Below are 15,263 nucleotides of genomic sequence, written 5' to 3' on the forward strand. Positions count from 1 at the left end.
GCGTCGCGGCCGTTCGGCGCGATCGGCGTTGCCGTTCTGGCAAGGTTGCAGGACAGGGCGGTGATGCGGCACGGCGGGAAGGAACGGGGACGATGGCGGGTGACGACGTGACCCGGACGCTGGCGGCGATGGGGCCCCGGCTGCGGGACGTGCGCGAGCGCCGTGGCGTCACACTGGCCGCTGTCAGCGGCGCGACCGGCATCTCGCCCAGCACGCTGTCGCGGATCGAGACCGGCCGGCGCAAGCCCACCCTGGAGGTGGTGCTGCACCTGGCGAAGGAATACGGCGTCTCCCTGGACGAGCTGGCCGGCACCGCACCCGCGCCCGAGGCCGAGCCCCGCGGCGCGGCGCCGCACAGCTTCGGCGACGACAAGGCGGTGCTGCCGCTGACCCGGTACGTCGGCGGCCTGCACGCCCACAAACACGTGCTGCCCGCCGTCGCGGGGCCGTCCGGGCGGCCCCGCCAGGTGTCCCACGAGGGCTACGAGTGGCTGTGCGTCCTGTACGGGCGGTTGTGGGTCGCACTCGGCGACCAGGATCTCGTCCTGACGGCCAGGGACGTCGTCGAGTTCGACACCCGCATCCCCCACGGGGTCGCGAACGCCGGATCCACCGGACCGGTCGAGTACCTGATCATGTTCGGGCCTCAAGGAGAACGTCTACGGCAGCGGACCCTCCAGCCGCCGGTCGCGCACCGGTGACAGAGCAGAAAGGGTGCTGAACCCTCAGCGGCAATGGTGAGCCGTGTCCGGTGCGAGGGCGTGTCCGGTGCGGGCTGCGGGGGCCATGGGGGCGGGGAAAACGCAACTTCGACAGGGGGCGCCGGGGCGGTTACCTTCGCCTGGTTCTCGGCGATCGCCCGCTGGCGCACAGGAGTTGCTTCAGGCCGGGCCGCCCGCGCGCCGTAGCGAGTCGGTCGTGCCCGGCGGCTCCTCGTGCGCCGTGTGCCGAGCCGTCGGACCGGGTCCGCACCAGACACCCCGACCAGGGAGAGACGACGCATGCCCCGACTTGCGCTGTACACGTTCGGCGTCCTGAAGACGCCTCTCGCCGATCCCACGCCCCTCATGCGCGAGTTCTACGACGTTGGTGGGGCCGTCTACCCGGAGATCGGCCGGCGGCCCGGCTACCTCGCGCACGCGGAAGCGGCGGGCGGTGCGCAGGGCGTGCTCTTCGGGGCGGACTGGGGCGCCTGGGGGGAGTTCGCCGTACCGGCCTGGTACGGCAAGGGCCGCACGCCCGGGACCACCGCGCTGGCCGCGACGCTCTCCCTGTGGACCGGGCTGCGCCCCGCCTTCGACGCCGTCTACGCCGGTGTGCACCGTGAGGCGCTGAACCGGCGCTACGACTGGTTCGAGAGGACGGGGCACCCCAATCACGTGTCCTGGTGGGTCTTTGACGAGGTGACACCCACCTGGCAGGACGGGGTGTCCCGGCTGGAGCACCTCCACGAGCACGGCCGCGCGCCGCACGCCTTCACCTTCCACGACGCGTTCGCCCCGGACGGCACCCCGGCCGGCGTCAAAGGCACCGGGCCGTCTTCAGGACGCCTTCGGCCGGGATCCGATCACCAGTAGTGGCGGTGTCCGGCGACGGCGTGTCCCATGGCGCCGAGGATCCACAGGACGGCTCCGACGGCCAGCAGGATGATCCCGATGGTCCACAGGGCGGCGATGCCGGTGACGAGACCGATGACGAGCAGAATGACACCCAGGATGATCACGGTGTCCTCCTTGAGGGGTGGCGGCCGCTCCCCCGTGAGCGGCCGGGTGGGATGTGCGGGCTCCGAGTACCCGTTTCTGCGGCGTCGCGAACGAGGCCGGGCGCAAGGCCGCGGGAGGGTTGGGGATCACGTACCGCTCATCGGCGTTCAGGCCCCGCCGTTGCGGTGATCGTGTTCGATGCGTGTTCCGGGGCCCGAGCGGACAACATCGGCTGCCGGGGAGGAAGCGGTGGCTGCCGTGGGCCGTCTCGGACAGACTCCCGGGCATGTCCGACCACTCGCTGTTCGTCGCCGGTCTCACGGGTGCGACGGCGATCGCGGCCAGTTCCCTGGCGAGCTGGCTGACCAGCAGGGGCACCACCCGTGCCGCACGGGTCCAGGTCGACGCCAGCACTGAGGCGCAGCGCCGCGAGAGCATCCGTCAGACCCGGCGCGGCGCCTACCTGGGGCTCATCGAGCAGGCCCAGGTGGTGGCCGACGGGCTGCGGGGCGTCGACGGCCTCTCCCCCGGCGAGTCCGCGGCCGCGCTGGCCGCCCATCGCGAGCGGCATCAGCAGCTGCGCCGGGCGGTGACGCTGATCGACCTGGAAGGCCCCTCCACGGTCCAGGTCACCGCGTCGAACCTGCTGATCATGTCGGGCACCCTGGCCACCGCCCTGGCCGCCATGGCCGAGAACGCCGGCCGGGACAACCGCCGCGAGTTCCAGGAGACGCTGCGCGCCTACATCCGGCTGATCACGCCCTTCGTCGACGCCGCCGCGGCAGCCCTGGACGACACTCACCCGTGAAGTGCCGTCCGGTGTCCGGTCCTTCACGGGTGGATCAGGATTCCGTGCCGGCGGCCGCTTGTTACTCTTCCCGATCATGCGAGCCCTCTTCCCGGGGTCCTTCGACCCGATCACCCAGGGGCACCAGGACATCCTGCGGCGCGCTGCCCTGCTGTTCGACTACTGCCGCCGGGCCGGCATCGACGTCGTCGTGCGCGGGGTCCGCGGGGTCCGCGACCTGGACTACGAGATGCCGATGGCCCGTATGAACCACGAGCTGGCCGGGGTCGAGACGTTCTTCCTCGCCGCCGACCCCGCCCTGGCCCACATCTCCTCCACCCTCGTCACCGCGATGGGGCGACAGGAGCGCGCCCCCGGGTGACGAAAATGACGACGTGAGCGGGCCCGCGCCGGCGGCCGGAGAAGAAGTGCGGGAAGAACGTGCATACACCTCCCGGCCGGGGGCAGCAGGCGAGTAGGAGCTCGACACGATGCCATCCCCCCGGCCGTTCGAGCGCACGCCGGCCCCACCCCCCTCCCCCCCGGGGGCAGTGGGGCCGGCACATCTCTCCCCCTCACGGATCCGGGCCGCCGGCGCCGGCCTCCCGCCCACGCACGCACCGGTGGGTCTCGGGACGCCCGCACGGGACACGCCCGGAAAGAACTCGGGCGGCGTTGTCGATCCGGCCGGGTCCCGTTCGACATCCTGATGTAGGACGCATCGCCCTACGGAGTCGACAGAGCCTGATGAGGTAAGACATGGATCAGCTGCTGCGGGTGCAGAACTTCACCGTCTCCAGCGACGGCGTCGCCGCCGGTGAGGGGCAGAGTCTGGAACGGCCCTTCGGTCACGACGTCGATCCGGGACAGCTCTTCTTCTGGGCCGGCGCCACGGCGAGCTGGCCCAACCGCACGGAGCCCGGGGGAAGCCGGGGCCTGGACGACTACTTCGCCCGGGACTTCAGCCACAACATCGGCGCCGAGATCATGGGCCGCAACAAGTTCGGCCCCCAGCGCGGCCCGTGGAACGACCACGAGTGGCGCGGCTGGTGGGGTGACGAGCCGCCCTTCCGCACTCCGGTGTTCGTCCTGACCCACCACGAACGCCCGTCGTTCACGCTGTCGGACACCACGTTCCATTTCGTGGACGGCGAGCCCGCCGACGTGCTCGCGCAGGCGCGCAAGGCCGCGCAGGGCAAGGACGTCCGGCTCGGCGGCGGCGTGAGCACCGTCCGGGAGTTCCTCGACGCCGACCTCGTCGACACCCTGCACGTGGTGGTCGCGCCGGTGGAGCTCGGTACCGGGCTGCGCCTGTGGGACTCGCCCGAGGAGCTGACGGACCGCTTCCACCTGGAGGTCGTCCCCAGCCCGAGCGGCGTGACGCACCACCTGTTCTGGCGTAAATGACCTCGTGAGTGACCTGCCGGGCGGGCCGGGAAGGGGTGCTTGTGCGGCACGGGGTCAGGCCCGTGCCGCACAAGCGGTCAGGGGGCGACGGCCGCCATCTCGCCCTCGGGGGCGGGGTCGGGGTCGGTGCGCAGGACCCGGGCGCCGACGGCGGTGGTCACGCACAGCAGGGTCAGCAGGACGAAGGCGTGGTTGAGGGCGACGAGGTGGGTCAGCCAGCCGATGACGGCGGGGCCGGCGAGCATGCCGACGTAGCCGAGTCCGGCGACGCGGGAGACGTTGGCGCCGGCGGCCGCGGGGTCGGCGTGCCCGGCCGCGCTGAACAGCTGCGGGACGCAGCCGGACAGGCCCAGTCCGAACAGGGCCCAGCCGGTGAACGCGGCCCACATCCACGGGCCGAGGGCGACGAGGGTGATGCCGACGGCGGCCGTGGCCGCGCCGTGGCGCAGGATCGCCTGGGAGCCGAAGCGGGCGACGAAGCGGTCGGCGAGCAGCCGGCCGAGGGTCATGGCGGCCGCGAAGGTGCCGTACGCGAAGGCGGCGGTACCGGCGGGCGCGCCCAGGACGTCCTTGAGGTGCAGGGCGCTCCAGTCGTTGGCGGCGCCCTCGCACAGCATGACCATCAGCGCCAGGACGGCCAGGAGCCAGACCCGGCCCGTGGTGGCGGCCGTCCTGGAGGCGGCCGGTGCCGCCCCGGCCTCCCCGGCCGGGGCGGGGCTTTCGGCGCCGGGGGCGGGGTCGGGGCTTTCGGCGGGGGCGGCGGGGAGCAGGGCGCGGGCCGTCGCCAGGGAGATCACGATGCCCGCGGCTCCCATGGCGGCCATGCCCGCGGCCGGGTCCAGGCCGGCGCCGGCCGCGCCCGCGGCGAGGAGCGCGGCGAGGACACCGCCGACGGAGAACGTGGCGTGGAAGCCTGACATGACGGGCCGGCCGTAGGCCTTCTCCACGTGCACGGCGTGGGCGTTCATGCTCACGTCCAGGCAGCCGTTGCAGAACCCGAAGACCAGCAGGGCGCCGGCGAGCGTCCACAGGTCGCGGGCGAGGCCGGGCAGGACGAGGGTCGCGCCGCAGAGCACGCCGCCGGCGGGGACGACGACGCGGGCGCCGAGGCGGTCGGTCAGGGGGCCGGCCGCCTGCATTCCGATGAAGGCTCCGAGCCCGAGCAGCACCAGCAGGCCGCCGAGCGTGGCGTGGCTGATGCCCACGCGGTCCTCGATGGCGGGGATGTGCACCACCCAGGCGCCCATCAGGGTGCCGCACAGGACGAAGTAGACGTAGGTCGCCCCACGGGCGGCTCGAAGCGAACGTTCCATGCCGCCACCATAACGAACATATTTTTTGTTCGAAAGCCGGGCAAGTGAACAGATTGCTTGTTTGTTTTCCGGTGGTGTTCAATCGCGGTATGAGCAACGCAGACCGGCACGCCCTGATCGCGAAGACCGTCAGGGACTCCGCAGGCGCCACGGTCCAGGAGCTCGCCGGGCTGACCGGCGCCTCGGAGATGACCATCCGGCGCGACCTCGACACCCTGGCCGCCCAGGGCGTCCTCGAACGCGTCCGCGGCGGGGCGCGCACCCTGCTGCTGCGGGGCGAGGAACCGCCCTTCGCGCTGCGCGCCCACGAGGCCGTCGACGCCAAGCGCCGGATCGCGGCCGAGGTCTGCGCGCTCGTCGCCGACGGCGAGACCGTCCTCCTCGACAGCGGCACCACCTGCCTGGAGGTCGCCCGCCTGCTGCGCGAGCGGCCCGTCACCGTGATGCCCCTGTCCCTCCAGGCCATCCACCTGTTCGCCGAGACGCCCGGACCGGCCACCCTGATGGTGCCCGGCGGCCAGCCCCGCGCCGCCGAAGGAGCCCTCACCGGCCCCCTCACTCTCGCCTCCCTGGCCGCGCTGCGCTTCGACACCGCCGTCATCGGCTGCTGCGGGCTGAGCGCGGCCGACGGCCTGACCGCCTACGACCTCGACGACGCCGCGGTGAAGAAGGCGGGCATCGCCTCCGCCCGCCGTACCATCGCCGCCACCGACGGCGGCAAACTCGGCCGCACCGCCTACGCCCACGTCGTCCCCGCCGCACTCCTGCACACCCTCGTCACCGACACCACCGCCCCCGCCGAAGAGGTGGCCGCTCTCGAGGGCGCCGGCACCGTCGTCAAGACCGCCTGATCACCGTGCGGGCACGGGCCGGGGGTGCGGGCGGGCGGTAGCGTTCGGGGCATGACGCCAGCGACGCCCCGGTTCCCGCCGTATCCGATCCGGGGCGTCGGCGTGCTGCACCAAAAGCAGAACTGCGCGCCGCACTTCGCGGGGATCGAGGTGGACTTCGAGCCCGCCGCCGAAGGCTTCGTCTTCGAGGTGGCCAACGGGCTGACGGTGGATCACGAGCCCGCCGAGGAGCTGCCGTTCTTCTTCGCGGCCGCCGCCACGGGGATCGAGGAGCAGCTGCGCCTGCCCGAGCACGGTCTCGTGATCGCCACCCGGGTGGTGCTGCGCCGGGCCCGCGCCGACACGTTCGGCTCCCACCGTCAGGCCTTCAGGATCGCGGGCTATCTCGCCGCCCGCAAGGCCCTGGAACGGGCGGGCCACCTGCGACCCTGAACGCCCCGGGCGCCCGCGGTGCCCGTCACACATCACGACGGGCGCCGCGGACGCCGCGGACGTCAGGGCCGTCGTGCCTGCCGGCCGGCCGCAGGGGCCGGCGCGGGAGAGTCCGGGCCCCGCAGGACCGCCCGGTGCTCTCCCCCGTCGCCGGACACGGGCCGCTGCGCCGGGCGGCCCTCCAGCTCCCGTTGCCGGGCGGCCAGGGCCCTCGCCAGCATCTTCGCCCGGAAGGGGTTCGCCGCCCCGAGGGCCTTCGCCACCTCCACGGCCTCCTCCAGCAGGGCCAGCCGCTGCTCGGGCAGCTCCCGCACCAGGGGCGAGGCGCTCGCCTCCACCAGGACGTAGGCCAGCTTCGACCCGTAGATCTCCGGCTCGACCTGTGTCAGAAGGCGGTAGATCCACAGCCCTTCCGCCCCGCGCACCACGCGCCGGTTGGCGCTGAGCAGCCTGACCCTCGCCTGTACGACCATGTCCTGATCCATCGTTCCCCCTTCGTCGCGCCACCCCCGGCCCGGTGCCTGTCACACGGCGAGACAGCACGACGAGCGCGCCGGCAGCCGATCAGGGCTGCCGGCACGTCGGCCGGAGAGTGGATGACGACGAGTCTGACGCGGGGCACAAGCGCTCACAAGGCTGAAAGCACGTGCGCTGTGTCCTACCGAAACCGCCCCCGAACAGCCATGATGGACCTGACACTCACTTAGGAGCAGGGGGCCGTCTCCTCCCCGGCCCTCTCTCCTCGCCCCGCGTCCACCGATGGGGTCACTCCTCATGCGGTACTTCGACCGGGGCATCCTCACCGTGGCCGACGAACTCGCGGAGGCGTACGCGGAGGTCTTCACCGCCCCTCCCTGGGAACACCGCGACCGCGAGGAGACCCGGGCCGCGTTCGCGAAACGGCTGGAGAGCGACGCGCACCGTCCCGGCTTTGTTCCTGGCGCCGCGGTGATCGTCGGCCGGGCGTGGGTGGTGTGGGGTGGGGGCAGGAGTGGGGCAGGTGCGAGGGTGGAGGAGTGTCGATGGGTGAGGGTCAGGGCGGTGAGTGGCTGGCGATGACGCCGGCCGACTTCGACCAGGACGTCCCGCTGCGTCTGAACGTGGCGGCGGGGGCCGCCGCGGTGCCGGCCGAACCCGACGAGTACGGCACGGTCCCGCTCTTCGGCAAGGAGCCGCCCGCGCGGCGGCCGGTGCGGCGCGCCGGGGGCGGCCGCACCGGTGCCATGGAGCAGGAGGAGCTGTTCTGATCGCACCTGGCTCACCGGACCGACCCCGATCTCGCCGGACCGGTCCGGGGCAACCTGCCGTCCGGGGAACGGTGCTGACTGGGCATCAGGGGCGGTAGCCGACCGGGGCCACGGTCCAGGTGTCGGAGCCGGTGAGGAGGGCGGCGAGGTCGCCGGTGCCCTGCTGGGCGACGGCGGTGTCGAGCTGGGCGGCCATCTCGGTGTCGTAGACCGGGCGTTCGACCGAGCGCAGTACGCCGATGGGGGTGTGGTGCAGGGTGTCCGGGTCGGCGAGGCGGGACAGCGCGAAGGCGGTGGCCGGGGACGCCGCACGGGCGTCGTGGAGCAGGATCCGCGCTGCGTTGTGCGGGGTGACGTCGACAATCTCAAGGTCTCCGGTGGCGGGGTCGCGCACGACTCCCCTGGCGCCCTTGCCGTCCGCGCCGGGTGTGCCGAAGCGGATCGGCTCGCCGTGTTCGAGGCGGATGACGGCCTGCTGGGCCCGTTCCTTGTCCTTGAGGGCGTCGAAAGCGCCGTCGTTGAAGATGTTGCAGTTCTGGTAGATCTCCACCAGGGCGGTGCCGGGGTGGGCGGCGGCCTGCCGCAGGACGTCGGTGAGGTGCCTGCGGTCGGAGTCGACGGTGCGGGCGACGAAGGAGGCCTCGGCGCCCAGGGCGAGGGAGACCGGGTTGAAGGGGGTGTCGAGGGAGCCCATCGGCGTCGACTTGGTGATCTTGCCGGTCTCGGAGGTGGGCGAGTACTGGCCCTTGGTCAGGCCGTAGATCCGGTTGTTGAAGAGCAGGATCTTGAGGTTGACGTTGCGGCGCAGGGCGTGGATGAGGTGGTTGCCGCCGATGGACAGCGCGTCGCCGTCGCCGGTGACCACCCACACGCTCAGGTCCCGCCGTGAGGCGGCCAGGCCGGTGGCGATGGCGGGGGCGCGGCCGTGGATGGAGTGCATGCCGTAGGTGTTCATGTAGTACGGGAAGCGCGACGAGCAGCCGATGCCCGACACGAAGACGATGTTCTCCCTGGCCAGGCCCAGCTCCGGCATGAAGCCCTGGACGGCGGCGAGGACGGCGTAGTCGCCGCAGCCGGGGCACCAGCGCACTTCCTGGTCGGACTTGAAGTCCTTCATGATCTGCCGGGTGGCGGACTTCGGCACCAGGGAGAGCGCGGCGGGCGGCGGGGCCTGCGTGACGGTGTCAGGCATGGCGGATGGCCTCCTCGAAGGCGTGGGCCAGCTCCTCGGCCTTGAAAGGCATGCCGTTGACCTGCGTGTGGGAGCGGGCGTCGACCAGGTAGCGGGCGCGGACGAGCAGGGCGAGCTGGCCGAGGTTCATCTCGGGGACGATCACCTGGTCGTAGGCGGTGAGGAGCTCGCCGAGGTTGGCGGGGAAGGGGTTGATGTGCCGCAGGTGGGCCTGGGCGATCTTGTGGCCTGCGGCACGGACGCGGCGGACGGCGGCGGTGACGGGGCCGTAGGTGGAACCCCAGCCCAGGACGAGGAGCCTGGCGCCGTCTCCGTCGGCGGCACCCGGGTCGTCGGCTTCGAGGTCGGGGACGTCGATGCCGTCGATCTTGGCCTGCCGGGTGCGGACCATGAGGTCGTGGTTGGCGGGGTCGTAGGAGATGTCGCCCGAGCCGTCGGCCTTCTCGATGCCGCCGATGCGGTGCTCGAGACCGGGAGTGCCGGGGATCGCCCAGGGCCGGGCCAGGGTGCGTGGGTCGCGCTTGTAGGGCCAGAAGACCTCGGTGCCGTCGTCCAGGGTGTGGTTGGGTCCGGAGGCGAACCGCACGCGCAGGTCCGGGAGTTCGCCGGTCTGCGGGATCCGCCAGGGTTCGGTGCCGTTGGCGAGGTAGCCGTCGGAGAGCAGCAGGACGGGGGTGCGGTAGGTCAGGGCGATGCGGGCGGCGTCCAGTGCGGCGGTGAAGCAGTCCGACGGGGTGGCCGGGGCGATCACCGGCACCGGCGCCTCGCCGTTGCGGCCGAACATCGCCTGGAGCAGGTCCGCCTGTTCGGTCTTGGTGGGCAGGCCGGTCGACGGGCCGCCGCGCTGGATGTCGACGACCAGCAGGGGCAGTTCGAGGGAGACGGCCAGGCCGATGGCTTCCGATTTCAGCGCGACGCCGGGGCCCGAGGTCGTCGTCACGCCCAGGGAGCCGCCGAAGGCGGCGCCCAGCGCGGCGCCGATGCCGGCGATCTCGTCCTCGGCCTGGAAGGTCCGTACGCCGAAGTTCTTGTGCCGGGACAGCTCGTGCAGGATGTCGGAGGCCGGGGTGATCGGGTACGAGCCGAGGAACAGCGGGAGTCCGGCCTGCCGGGCGGCGGCCACGAGCCCGTACGACAGTGCCAGATTGCCGGAGACCGAGCGGTAGGTGCCCGGCGGGAACGCCTCGGTGGCCGGGGCGACCTCGTAGGAGACGGCGAAGTCCTCGGTGGTCTCGCCGAAGTTCCAGCCCGCGCGGAAGGCGGCGATGTTCGCCTCGGCGATGCCGGGCCTGCGGGCGAACTTGGTCCGCAGGAAGGCTTCCGTGCCCTGGGTGGGCCGGTGGTACATCCACGACAGCAGGCCCAGCGCGAACATGTTCTTGGACCGGTCGGCGTCCTTGCGGGACAGGCCGAACTCCTTCAGCGCCTCCACCGTGAGGGTCCCCAGCGGTACCGGGTGGACGCTGTGGCCGTCCAGGGAGCCGTCGTCGAGCGGGTCCGTCCGGTATCCGGCCCTGGTGAGCGCGCGCGGGGTGAACTCGTCGGTGTTGACGATGATCTGCGCGCCGCGCGGCACGTCCGCCAGGTTCGCCTTCAGGGCGGCCGGGTTCATCGCGACCAGGACGTCCGGCGCGTCGCCCGGCGTGAGGATGTCGTGGTCGGCGAAGTGCAGCTGGAAGGAGGAGACGCCGGGGAGGGTGCCGGCCGGTGCCCGGATCTCCGCGGGGAAGTTCGGCAGCGTGGACAGGTCGTTGCCGAACGAGGCGGTCTCGGAGGTGAAGCGGTCGCCGGTGAGCTGCATGCCGTCCCCGGAGTCGCCCGCGAACCGGATGACCACCTGGTCCAGCCGGCGGACCTCCTTGCCGGCGGATTCGGTCTCGGCGGAGGCGGCGGCGGACTCGGTCTCGGCGGTGGCCGCTTCGGCTGCGGGCCCGGCTTCGGCGGGCGGGCTGGTCCGGACGAGCATCGGAAAGCTCCTGTCGGTCCTTGATGCGAACGGCGGCCGCCCTGTTCCGGGTGCCGGTGCCGGGATCGGGGTTTTCAAGGGGTCAGGGGCCCGGGCGGCCCGTACCTGCGAGTGCGGGCCGCCCGGGGGTGCGGGGCGCCGGAGGGGTGCGCCCGGGTCCTGCTTGCCGCGTGCCGGCGGGTGTCGAGGGGGTGTCAGCCCGCCTGCGGGGCGGCTTCGGTGACCTCCGCTCCCGGCGCCGGGGCGGGGGAAGCCTCGGGGGCCGGCCGGGGCTGCTTCTTCAGGCCGAGTCCGATGAGCGCGCCGGCGAGGGTGCCTGCGGCGGCGACCCACCCCGCCGTCCGGAGCCCGCCGACCAGCGCGTGGGGGTCGGGGTCGTGGCCGGCGTGGGAGTTGGCGACCGCGACCAGGGCGGCGAGGCCGAGGGCGCCGCCGATCTGACGGCAGGTGGAGGCGAGCGCCGAGGCGACGCCCTGCTGGGCGGGTTCGACGCCCGAGGAGGCCACCGCGACGAAGAGCGACGGGAAGGCGAAGCCGCCGCCCGCGCCCCAGATCGCGATGCCCGGCACCAGTGCCCAGTAGGAGCCGTTCGTGGACATGCCGGCGATGATCGCGGCAAGTCCGACGGCGGTGCCGACCGTGCCGAGGAAGAGCGTCGTACGGACCCCGAGCAGCCCCAGCACGCGGGCGTTGAGCTTCATCGCCACCGCCATGCAGATCACGGTGGGCGGCAGGAACGCGATCCCGGCGGCGAACGGGCTGTAGTCGAGGACGGTCTGGAGGTAGGTGGTGAGCAGGTAGTACGTTCCGCCCAGGGACGCCTGGAAGACGATCAGCGCGAGCATGGGGACGTTCAGGCCGCGCAGGCGGAACAGCTTCAGCGGCACCAGCGGGTCGGCGGAACGCTTCTCGATCAGCACGAAGACCGCCAGCAGCAGTGCGCCGACCGCCAGGGCGCCGGCGCCCTCGGTCGAGCCCCAGCCCTTGGAGGGGCCGCTGACCAGGCCGAACACCAGGAGCGTCGAACCGATGGTGGCGACGACGGCTCCGACGGCGTCGAAGCTGCGGCCGGTGCCGAGCGGGCGGTCGGGCGGCAGGATCCGGGTGGCGGCGAACGCCGCGATCAGGGCGAGCGGGACGTTGACGTAGAAGACCCAGCTCCAGCCGAAGGCGCTGGTCAGCACTCCGCCGAACAGGGAGCCCGCCGCCAGGCCCGCGCTGCCCACGGCGCCCCAGACGGAGGTGGCCCGGTTGCGTTCGGGGCCGGGGGCGAACGTGGTGAAGACGAGCATCAGCGTCGCCGGCGTCAGCAGCGCGCCGCCCACACCCTGGAGCGCGCGGGCGGCCACCAGGAGCCCGGCGTTCTGTGCGAGTCCGCCGGTGAGCGAGGACAGGGCGTAGATGGTCAGACCGGTGACCAGCATGCGCCGCGGGCCGATGCGGTCGGCTGCGCGGCCTCCGAACAGCAGCAGTCCGCCGAGCGCGACGGCGTAGGCGCTGACGACCCACTGCAACGACTGCGCGGAGAAGCCGAGCTGGCTGCCGATGTCCGGCAGCGCCACATAGACGATGTTGTAGTCGATGGTGACGATGAACTGGGTGAACGCCAGCAGGGCGAGTGTGTACCCGGCCCACCGTGGCGATCGGGAGTCTGAGGTGGCCATGGGGTGGCTTCTTCCTTCGGGGTGAGCGGGGCGTGGCCGCCCGAGGTGGGTTCCACTGGTTCCACACCAAAGATAATCCCTTCGCGAAGGTATGTAAATCTGGGGCACGGAAGTACGGCCGGTCAACTGCACAACGCCGCGGCGCAGTTGGGGCTCCGCCCCGCACCCCCGGCGTCCCCAGCACCCCAGCACCCCCGGCACCCCCGGCGCCCCTAGGCACCTCCCGGTGTCCGCCGGGGTGGTTGTGCAAGTGCGGACGGTCCTCACTTGCACAGGCCCGGGCGCTTTCCGAGGTGCCCGCCGCGCCGGGTGATGCAGGCAGCGCCCGTGGGCCCGGATCCGCCCGGCGGGGGCCGGCGGGCGCTCGCGGAGGCCGGGCCCCGCCACAGTTACATACCTCTGCGAAGGTATGCGATTGTGACGGCAAGCCACGGGTGGCCCGGTGCGCCCGTTCCGCTCCCGCTGGCGGACCACCCGCCTGCCCGCACCGCGCCCCGGCACGGCGTGCCCCTCCTGCCCGGCCGGGCAGGACCGCCGGGCCCCTCTCCCGGCCTCCGCCCACGGCCGCGGACCCGCACTCCACACGGATCCCGAGCTTTCGAAGGAGCCTGTATGAAATTCGGAAACGATCTGCGGATCAAGACGGTGACCTCGTGGTTCCCACCGGACCACGAGAGCGTCGAGGACGCCGTGGCGGCGGGGAAGCTGACCGCACAGGACGCGGAGCGGCTCGGTGTCGGCCGGCTGCCGGCCTCGGCCGACCTGTCCGCTCCCGAGATGGCGGCGCAGGCCGGCCGCGCCGCGCTGGAGCGGGCGGGCTGGAGCCCGTCGCAGGTGGGCCTGGTCCTGCACACCTGGATCTACCACCAGGGCCATGACATGTGGTCGCCGCCGCACTACGTGGCCCACGCGGTGGGCGCCGGCGGTGCGACACCGTACGGCGTCCAGCAGGGCTGCAACGCCGGTTCGCTGGCGCTGCAACTGGCCGCGATGCACCTGGACGCCGACGCCGGGCTCGACGCCGTCCTGGTCACGACGGGCGACCGGTTCTGCCCTCCGGGCATGGACCGCTGGACCTCCGACTACGGCCTCGGCTTCGGTGACGCGGGCACCGCGGCGCTGGTGCACCGCGGCGGCGCCGGGCCCGACGACTACGCCCTGCTGTCCCTGGCCACCGCGACCGACGCCCAGTTCGAGCTGATGATGCGGCACGGCAACGACTTCAGCCCGGCGCCCATGTGGCACGACGGCTTCATCGACCTGCGCACGCCCAAGAAGTCCTACCTGGCGCAGTACGGCAAGGAGAAGTTCGAGACCGTCGCCGGCCGCAACATCCGCAAGGTGATCGCGGACAGCCTGCACGACGCCGGTCTGGAGCCCGACGACCCGCGGATCAGGTACATCGCGCTGCCGCGGCTGGGGGCGAGCCTGCTGGACTCCATCTACGGCCCGGTGATCGACGAGCTGCTCAAGGCGGAGGCGCTGCGCTTCGGCGCCGACACCGGCCACCTGGGATGCGGGGACTTCCTGGCGAACCTGGCCGACCTGCGCGACCGGATGCCGCTCCAGCCGGGCGACATCGCCCTGGTGATCAGCGGCGGGGCGGCCTGGACCTGGGCCTGCGCCGTCGTCCAGGTACCGCAGGAACACAGCGTGGCGGGGGGCGAGTGATGGGCTTCGGATTCCTCGGCCTCGGCGGACACGTGCCGCCGCTGGTCGTCGACAACGCGCAGGTCGCCGAGTGGACGGGTGCCCAGGAGAGCTGGATCGTCGAACGGACCGGCATCCTGGAGCGCCGCTACCGCGAGCCCGGCACCGTCACCTCCGACCTGGCGCTGCACGCCGCCCGCGAGGCACTGGGGGCGCTGCCCGGGGCGGCCGACCGGCTCGGTGTGCTGATCGTGGCCACGTCGACGCCCGACCAGCCGCAGCCCTCCACGGGGGCGATCCTCCAGGACAAGCTCGGCCTGTCCGGCATCCCGGCCTTCGACGTCAACGCGGTCTGCTCGGGCTTCCTGTACGCGCTGGCGGTCGCCGAGTCGATGCTGTCGGCGCGGCTGGCCGGCCAGGGCGGCGACCACGCCCTGGTGGTCGGCACCGACATCTACTCCTCGCTGATGAACCGCTCCGACCGGCGCACCGTCAGCCTCTTCGGCGACGGCGCAGGGGCGGTGCTGCTCGGCCCGGTGCCCGAGGGCTACGGGGTGCTGGGCTGGCGGCTGGTCGCCCACGGCGAGCACCGGGACCTGGTCGAGGTGCCCGCCGGAGGCACCCGCATACCGCTGGACGCCCGCAGCCGGGAGGCCGGCGAGCACCAGTTCCGCATGCGGGGCCGCGAGGTGCGCGAGTACGCGCTCGGCGTGCTGCCCAAGGTGATCGGTGAGGCGCTCGACTCGGCCGGGGTCCGGCTGGAGGACGTGGACCGCTTCATCCTGCACCAGGCCAACACCCGTCTGGTGGAGGCGTGCACGCGGGAGCTCGGCGTCGATCCCGGCCGGGTGCCGCTGACGGCACCGCGGTTCGGCAACACCGCCACCGCCTCCATCCCGCTGACCCTGCGCGCGGAGAACGAACGGCTGCCGCTGCGCCGGGGCGAGCGCCTGGTGCTGGCCGGGGTGGGCGGCGGCATGACGGCGGGGGCCGCGGTCGTCCGCTGGCACTGAACCCCCCTCCCCCGCGACACACCGGTGCACACCGTGCA

The 15,263-nt window shown here is 72.8% G+C and carries 17 protein-coding genes; 11 read left to right on the forward strand and 6 right to left on the reverse strand.

Annotated features, from left to right (window positions below; genetic code table 11):
• The first annotated feature begins 92 nt into the window (after nucleotides 1-92).
• Entirely contained in the window at nucleotides 93-701 is a 609-nt protein-coding gene (locus Saso_RS37210; protein ID WP_189927194.1) for a helix-turn-helix domain-containing protein, read from the forward strand.
• Nucleotides 702-1,001: 300 nt separating this feature from the next.
• On the forward strand, nucleotides 1,002-1,577 hold the full coding sequence (locus Saso_RS37215; protein ID WP_189927195.1) for a DUF3291 domain-containing protein: 576 nt from the start codon (nucleotides 1,002-1,004) through the stop codon (nucleotides 1,575-1,577).
• Here Saso_RS37215 and Saso_RS37220 read toward each other — a convergent pair.
• The gene (locus Saso_RS37220; RefSeq protein ID WP_189927196.1) at nucleotides 1,568-1,723 is read right to left on the reverse strand and encodes a DUF6131 family protein; all 156 of its coding nucleotides are present in this window, start codon (nucleotides 1,721-1,723) and stop codon (nucleotides 1,568-1,570) included. The two genes, Saso_RS37215 and Saso_RS37220, sit on opposite strands and share 10 nt — an antisense overlap.
• Nucleotides 1,724-1,989: 266 nt before the next feature.
• On the opposite strand from Saso_RS37220, the gene Saso_RS37225 reads away from it, so the two are divergent.
• The 3 genes from Saso_RS37225 (at nucleotide 1,990) to Saso_RS37235 (ending at nucleotide 3,897) form a co-directional block, all read left to right on the forward strand.
• A complete protein-coding gene (locus Saso_RS37225) occupies nucleotides 1,990-2,511 on the forward strand; it encodes a hypothetical protein (RefSeq protein ID WP_189927197.1) in 522 nt (173 codons plus the stop codon).
• 76 nt (nucleotides 2,512-2,587) lie between these two features.
• On the forward strand, nucleotides 2,588-2,872 hold the full coding sequence (locus tag Saso_RS37230; protein ID WP_189927198.1) for an adenylyltransferase/cytidyltransferase family protein: 285 nt from the start codon (nucleotides 2,588-2,590) through the stop codon (nucleotides 2,870-2,872).
• Nucleotides 2,873-3,249: 377 nt separating this feature from the next.
• Nucleotides 3,250-3,897, forward strand: a complete 648-nt coding sequence (locus Saso_RS37235; protein WP_189927199.1) for a dihydrofolate reductase family protein — start codon at nucleotides 3,250-3,252, stop codon at nucleotides 3,895-3,897.
• 77 nt (nucleotides 3,898-3,974) lie between these two features.
• On the opposite strand, the gene Saso_RS37240 is transcribed toward Saso_RS37235, so the two are convergent.
• Nucleotides 3,975-5,210, reverse strand: a complete 1,236-nt coding sequence (locus tag Saso_RS37240; protein ID WP_189927200.1) for an MFS transporter — start codon at nucleotides 5,208-5,210, stop codon at nucleotides 3,975-3,977.
• A gap of 89 nt (nucleotides 5,211-5,299) precedes the next feature.
• Between Saso_RS37240 and Saso_RS37245 the strand changes: the two genes are divergently transcribed.
• Together Saso_RS37245 and Saso_RS37250 are read left to right on the forward strand one after the other, a co-directional pair.
• Nucleotides 5,300-6,061 carry a DeoR/GlpR family DNA-binding transcription regulator gene (locus Saso_RS37245; protein WP_189927201.1) on the forward strand — a complete coding sequence of 254 codons (762 nt, stop codon included), beginning with the start codon at nucleotides 5,300-5,302 and terminating at the stop codon, nucleotides 6,059-6,061.
• 51 nt (nucleotides 6,062-6,112) lie between these two features.
• Nucleotides 6,113-6,493 (forward strand): hypothetical protein, encoded by a 381-nt coding sequence (locus tag Saso_RS37250; RefSeq protein WP_189927202.1) that lies wholly within the window; start codon nucleotides 6,113-6,115, stop codon nucleotides 6,491-6,493.
• 62 nt (nucleotides 6,494-6,555) lie between these two features.
• Here the strand turns inward: Saso_RS37250 and Saso_RS37255 are convergent, their stop codons facing one another.
• Nucleotides 6,556-6,978 carry a hypothetical protein gene (locus Saso_RS37255; RefSeq protein ID WP_229901511.1) on the reverse strand — a complete coding sequence of 141 codons (423 nt, stop codon included), beginning with the start codon at nucleotides 6,976-6,978 and terminating at the stop codon, nucleotides 6,556-6,558.
• Nucleotides 6,979-7,252: 274 nt separating this feature from the next.
• On the opposite strand from Saso_RS37255, the gene Saso_RS37260 reads away from it, so the two are divergent.
• A complete protein-coding gene (locus Saso_RS37260; RefSeq protein WP_189927203.1) occupies nucleotides 7,253-7,552 on the forward strand; it encodes a hypothetical protein in 300 nt (99 codons plus the stop codon).
• A complete protein-coding gene (locus Saso_RS37265) occupies nucleotides 7,516-7,740 on the forward strand; it encodes a hypothetical protein (RefSeq protein WP_189927204.1) in 225 nt (74 codons plus the stop codon). The genes Saso_RS37260 and Saso_RS37265 overlap by 37 nt, the downstream gene beginning before the upstream one ends.
• A gap of 85 nt (nucleotides 7,741-7,825) precedes the next feature.
• On the opposite strand, the gene Saso_RS37270 is transcribed toward Saso_RS37265, so the two are convergent.
• The 3 genes from Saso_RS37270 to Saso_RS37280 form a co-directional block, all read right to left on the reverse strand.
• Nucleotides 7,826-8,932 (reverse strand): 2-oxoacid:ferredoxin oxidoreductase subunit beta, encoded by a 1,107-nt coding sequence (locus tag Saso_RS37270; RefSeq protein ID WP_189927205.1) that lies wholly within the window; start codon nucleotides 8,930-8,932, stop codon nucleotides 7,826-7,828.
• Complete coding sequence (locus Saso_RS37275; RefSeq protein WP_189927206.1) at nucleotides 8,925-10,898, reverse strand: 2-oxoacid:acceptor oxidoreductase subunit alpha; 1,974 nt, start codon at nucleotides 10,896-10,898, stop codon at nucleotides 8,925-8,927. Before Saso_RS37275 ends, Saso_RS37270 begins: the two co-directional genes overlap by 8 nt.
• A 194-nt stretch (nucleotides 10,899-11,092) precedes the next feature.
• Nucleotides 11,093-12,562: an MFS transporter gene (locus tag Saso_RS37280; RefSeq protein WP_189927207.1), complete on the reverse strand. Its 1,470-nt coding sequence runs from the start codon at nucleotides 12,560-12,562 to the stop codon at nucleotides 11,093-11,095.
• Nucleotides 12,563-13,174: 612 nt separating this feature from the next.
• On the opposite strand from Saso_RS37280, the gene Saso_RS37285 reads away from it, so the two are divergent.
• The gene (locus Saso_RS37285; protein ID WP_189927208.1) at nucleotides 13,175-14,233 is read left to right on the forward strand and encodes a ketoacyl-ACP synthase III family protein; all 1,059 of its coding nucleotides are present in this window, start codon (nucleotides 13,175-13,177) and stop codon (nucleotides 14,231-14,233) included.
• Nucleotides 14,233-15,225: a 3-oxoacyl-ACP synthase III family protein gene (locus Saso_RS37290; protein WP_189927209.1), complete on the forward strand. Its 993-nt coding sequence runs from the start codon at nucleotides 14,233-14,235 to the stop codon at nucleotides 15,223-15,225. Before Saso_RS37285 ends, Saso_RS37290 begins: the two co-directional genes overlap by 1 nt.
• Nucleotides 15,226-15,263: the final 38 nt, after the last annotated feature.

This window comes from Streptomyces asoensis (assembly GCF_016860545.1).
Lineage (GTDB): Bacteria > Actinomycetota > Actinomycetes > Streptomycetales > Streptomycetaceae > Streptomyces > Streptomyces asoensis.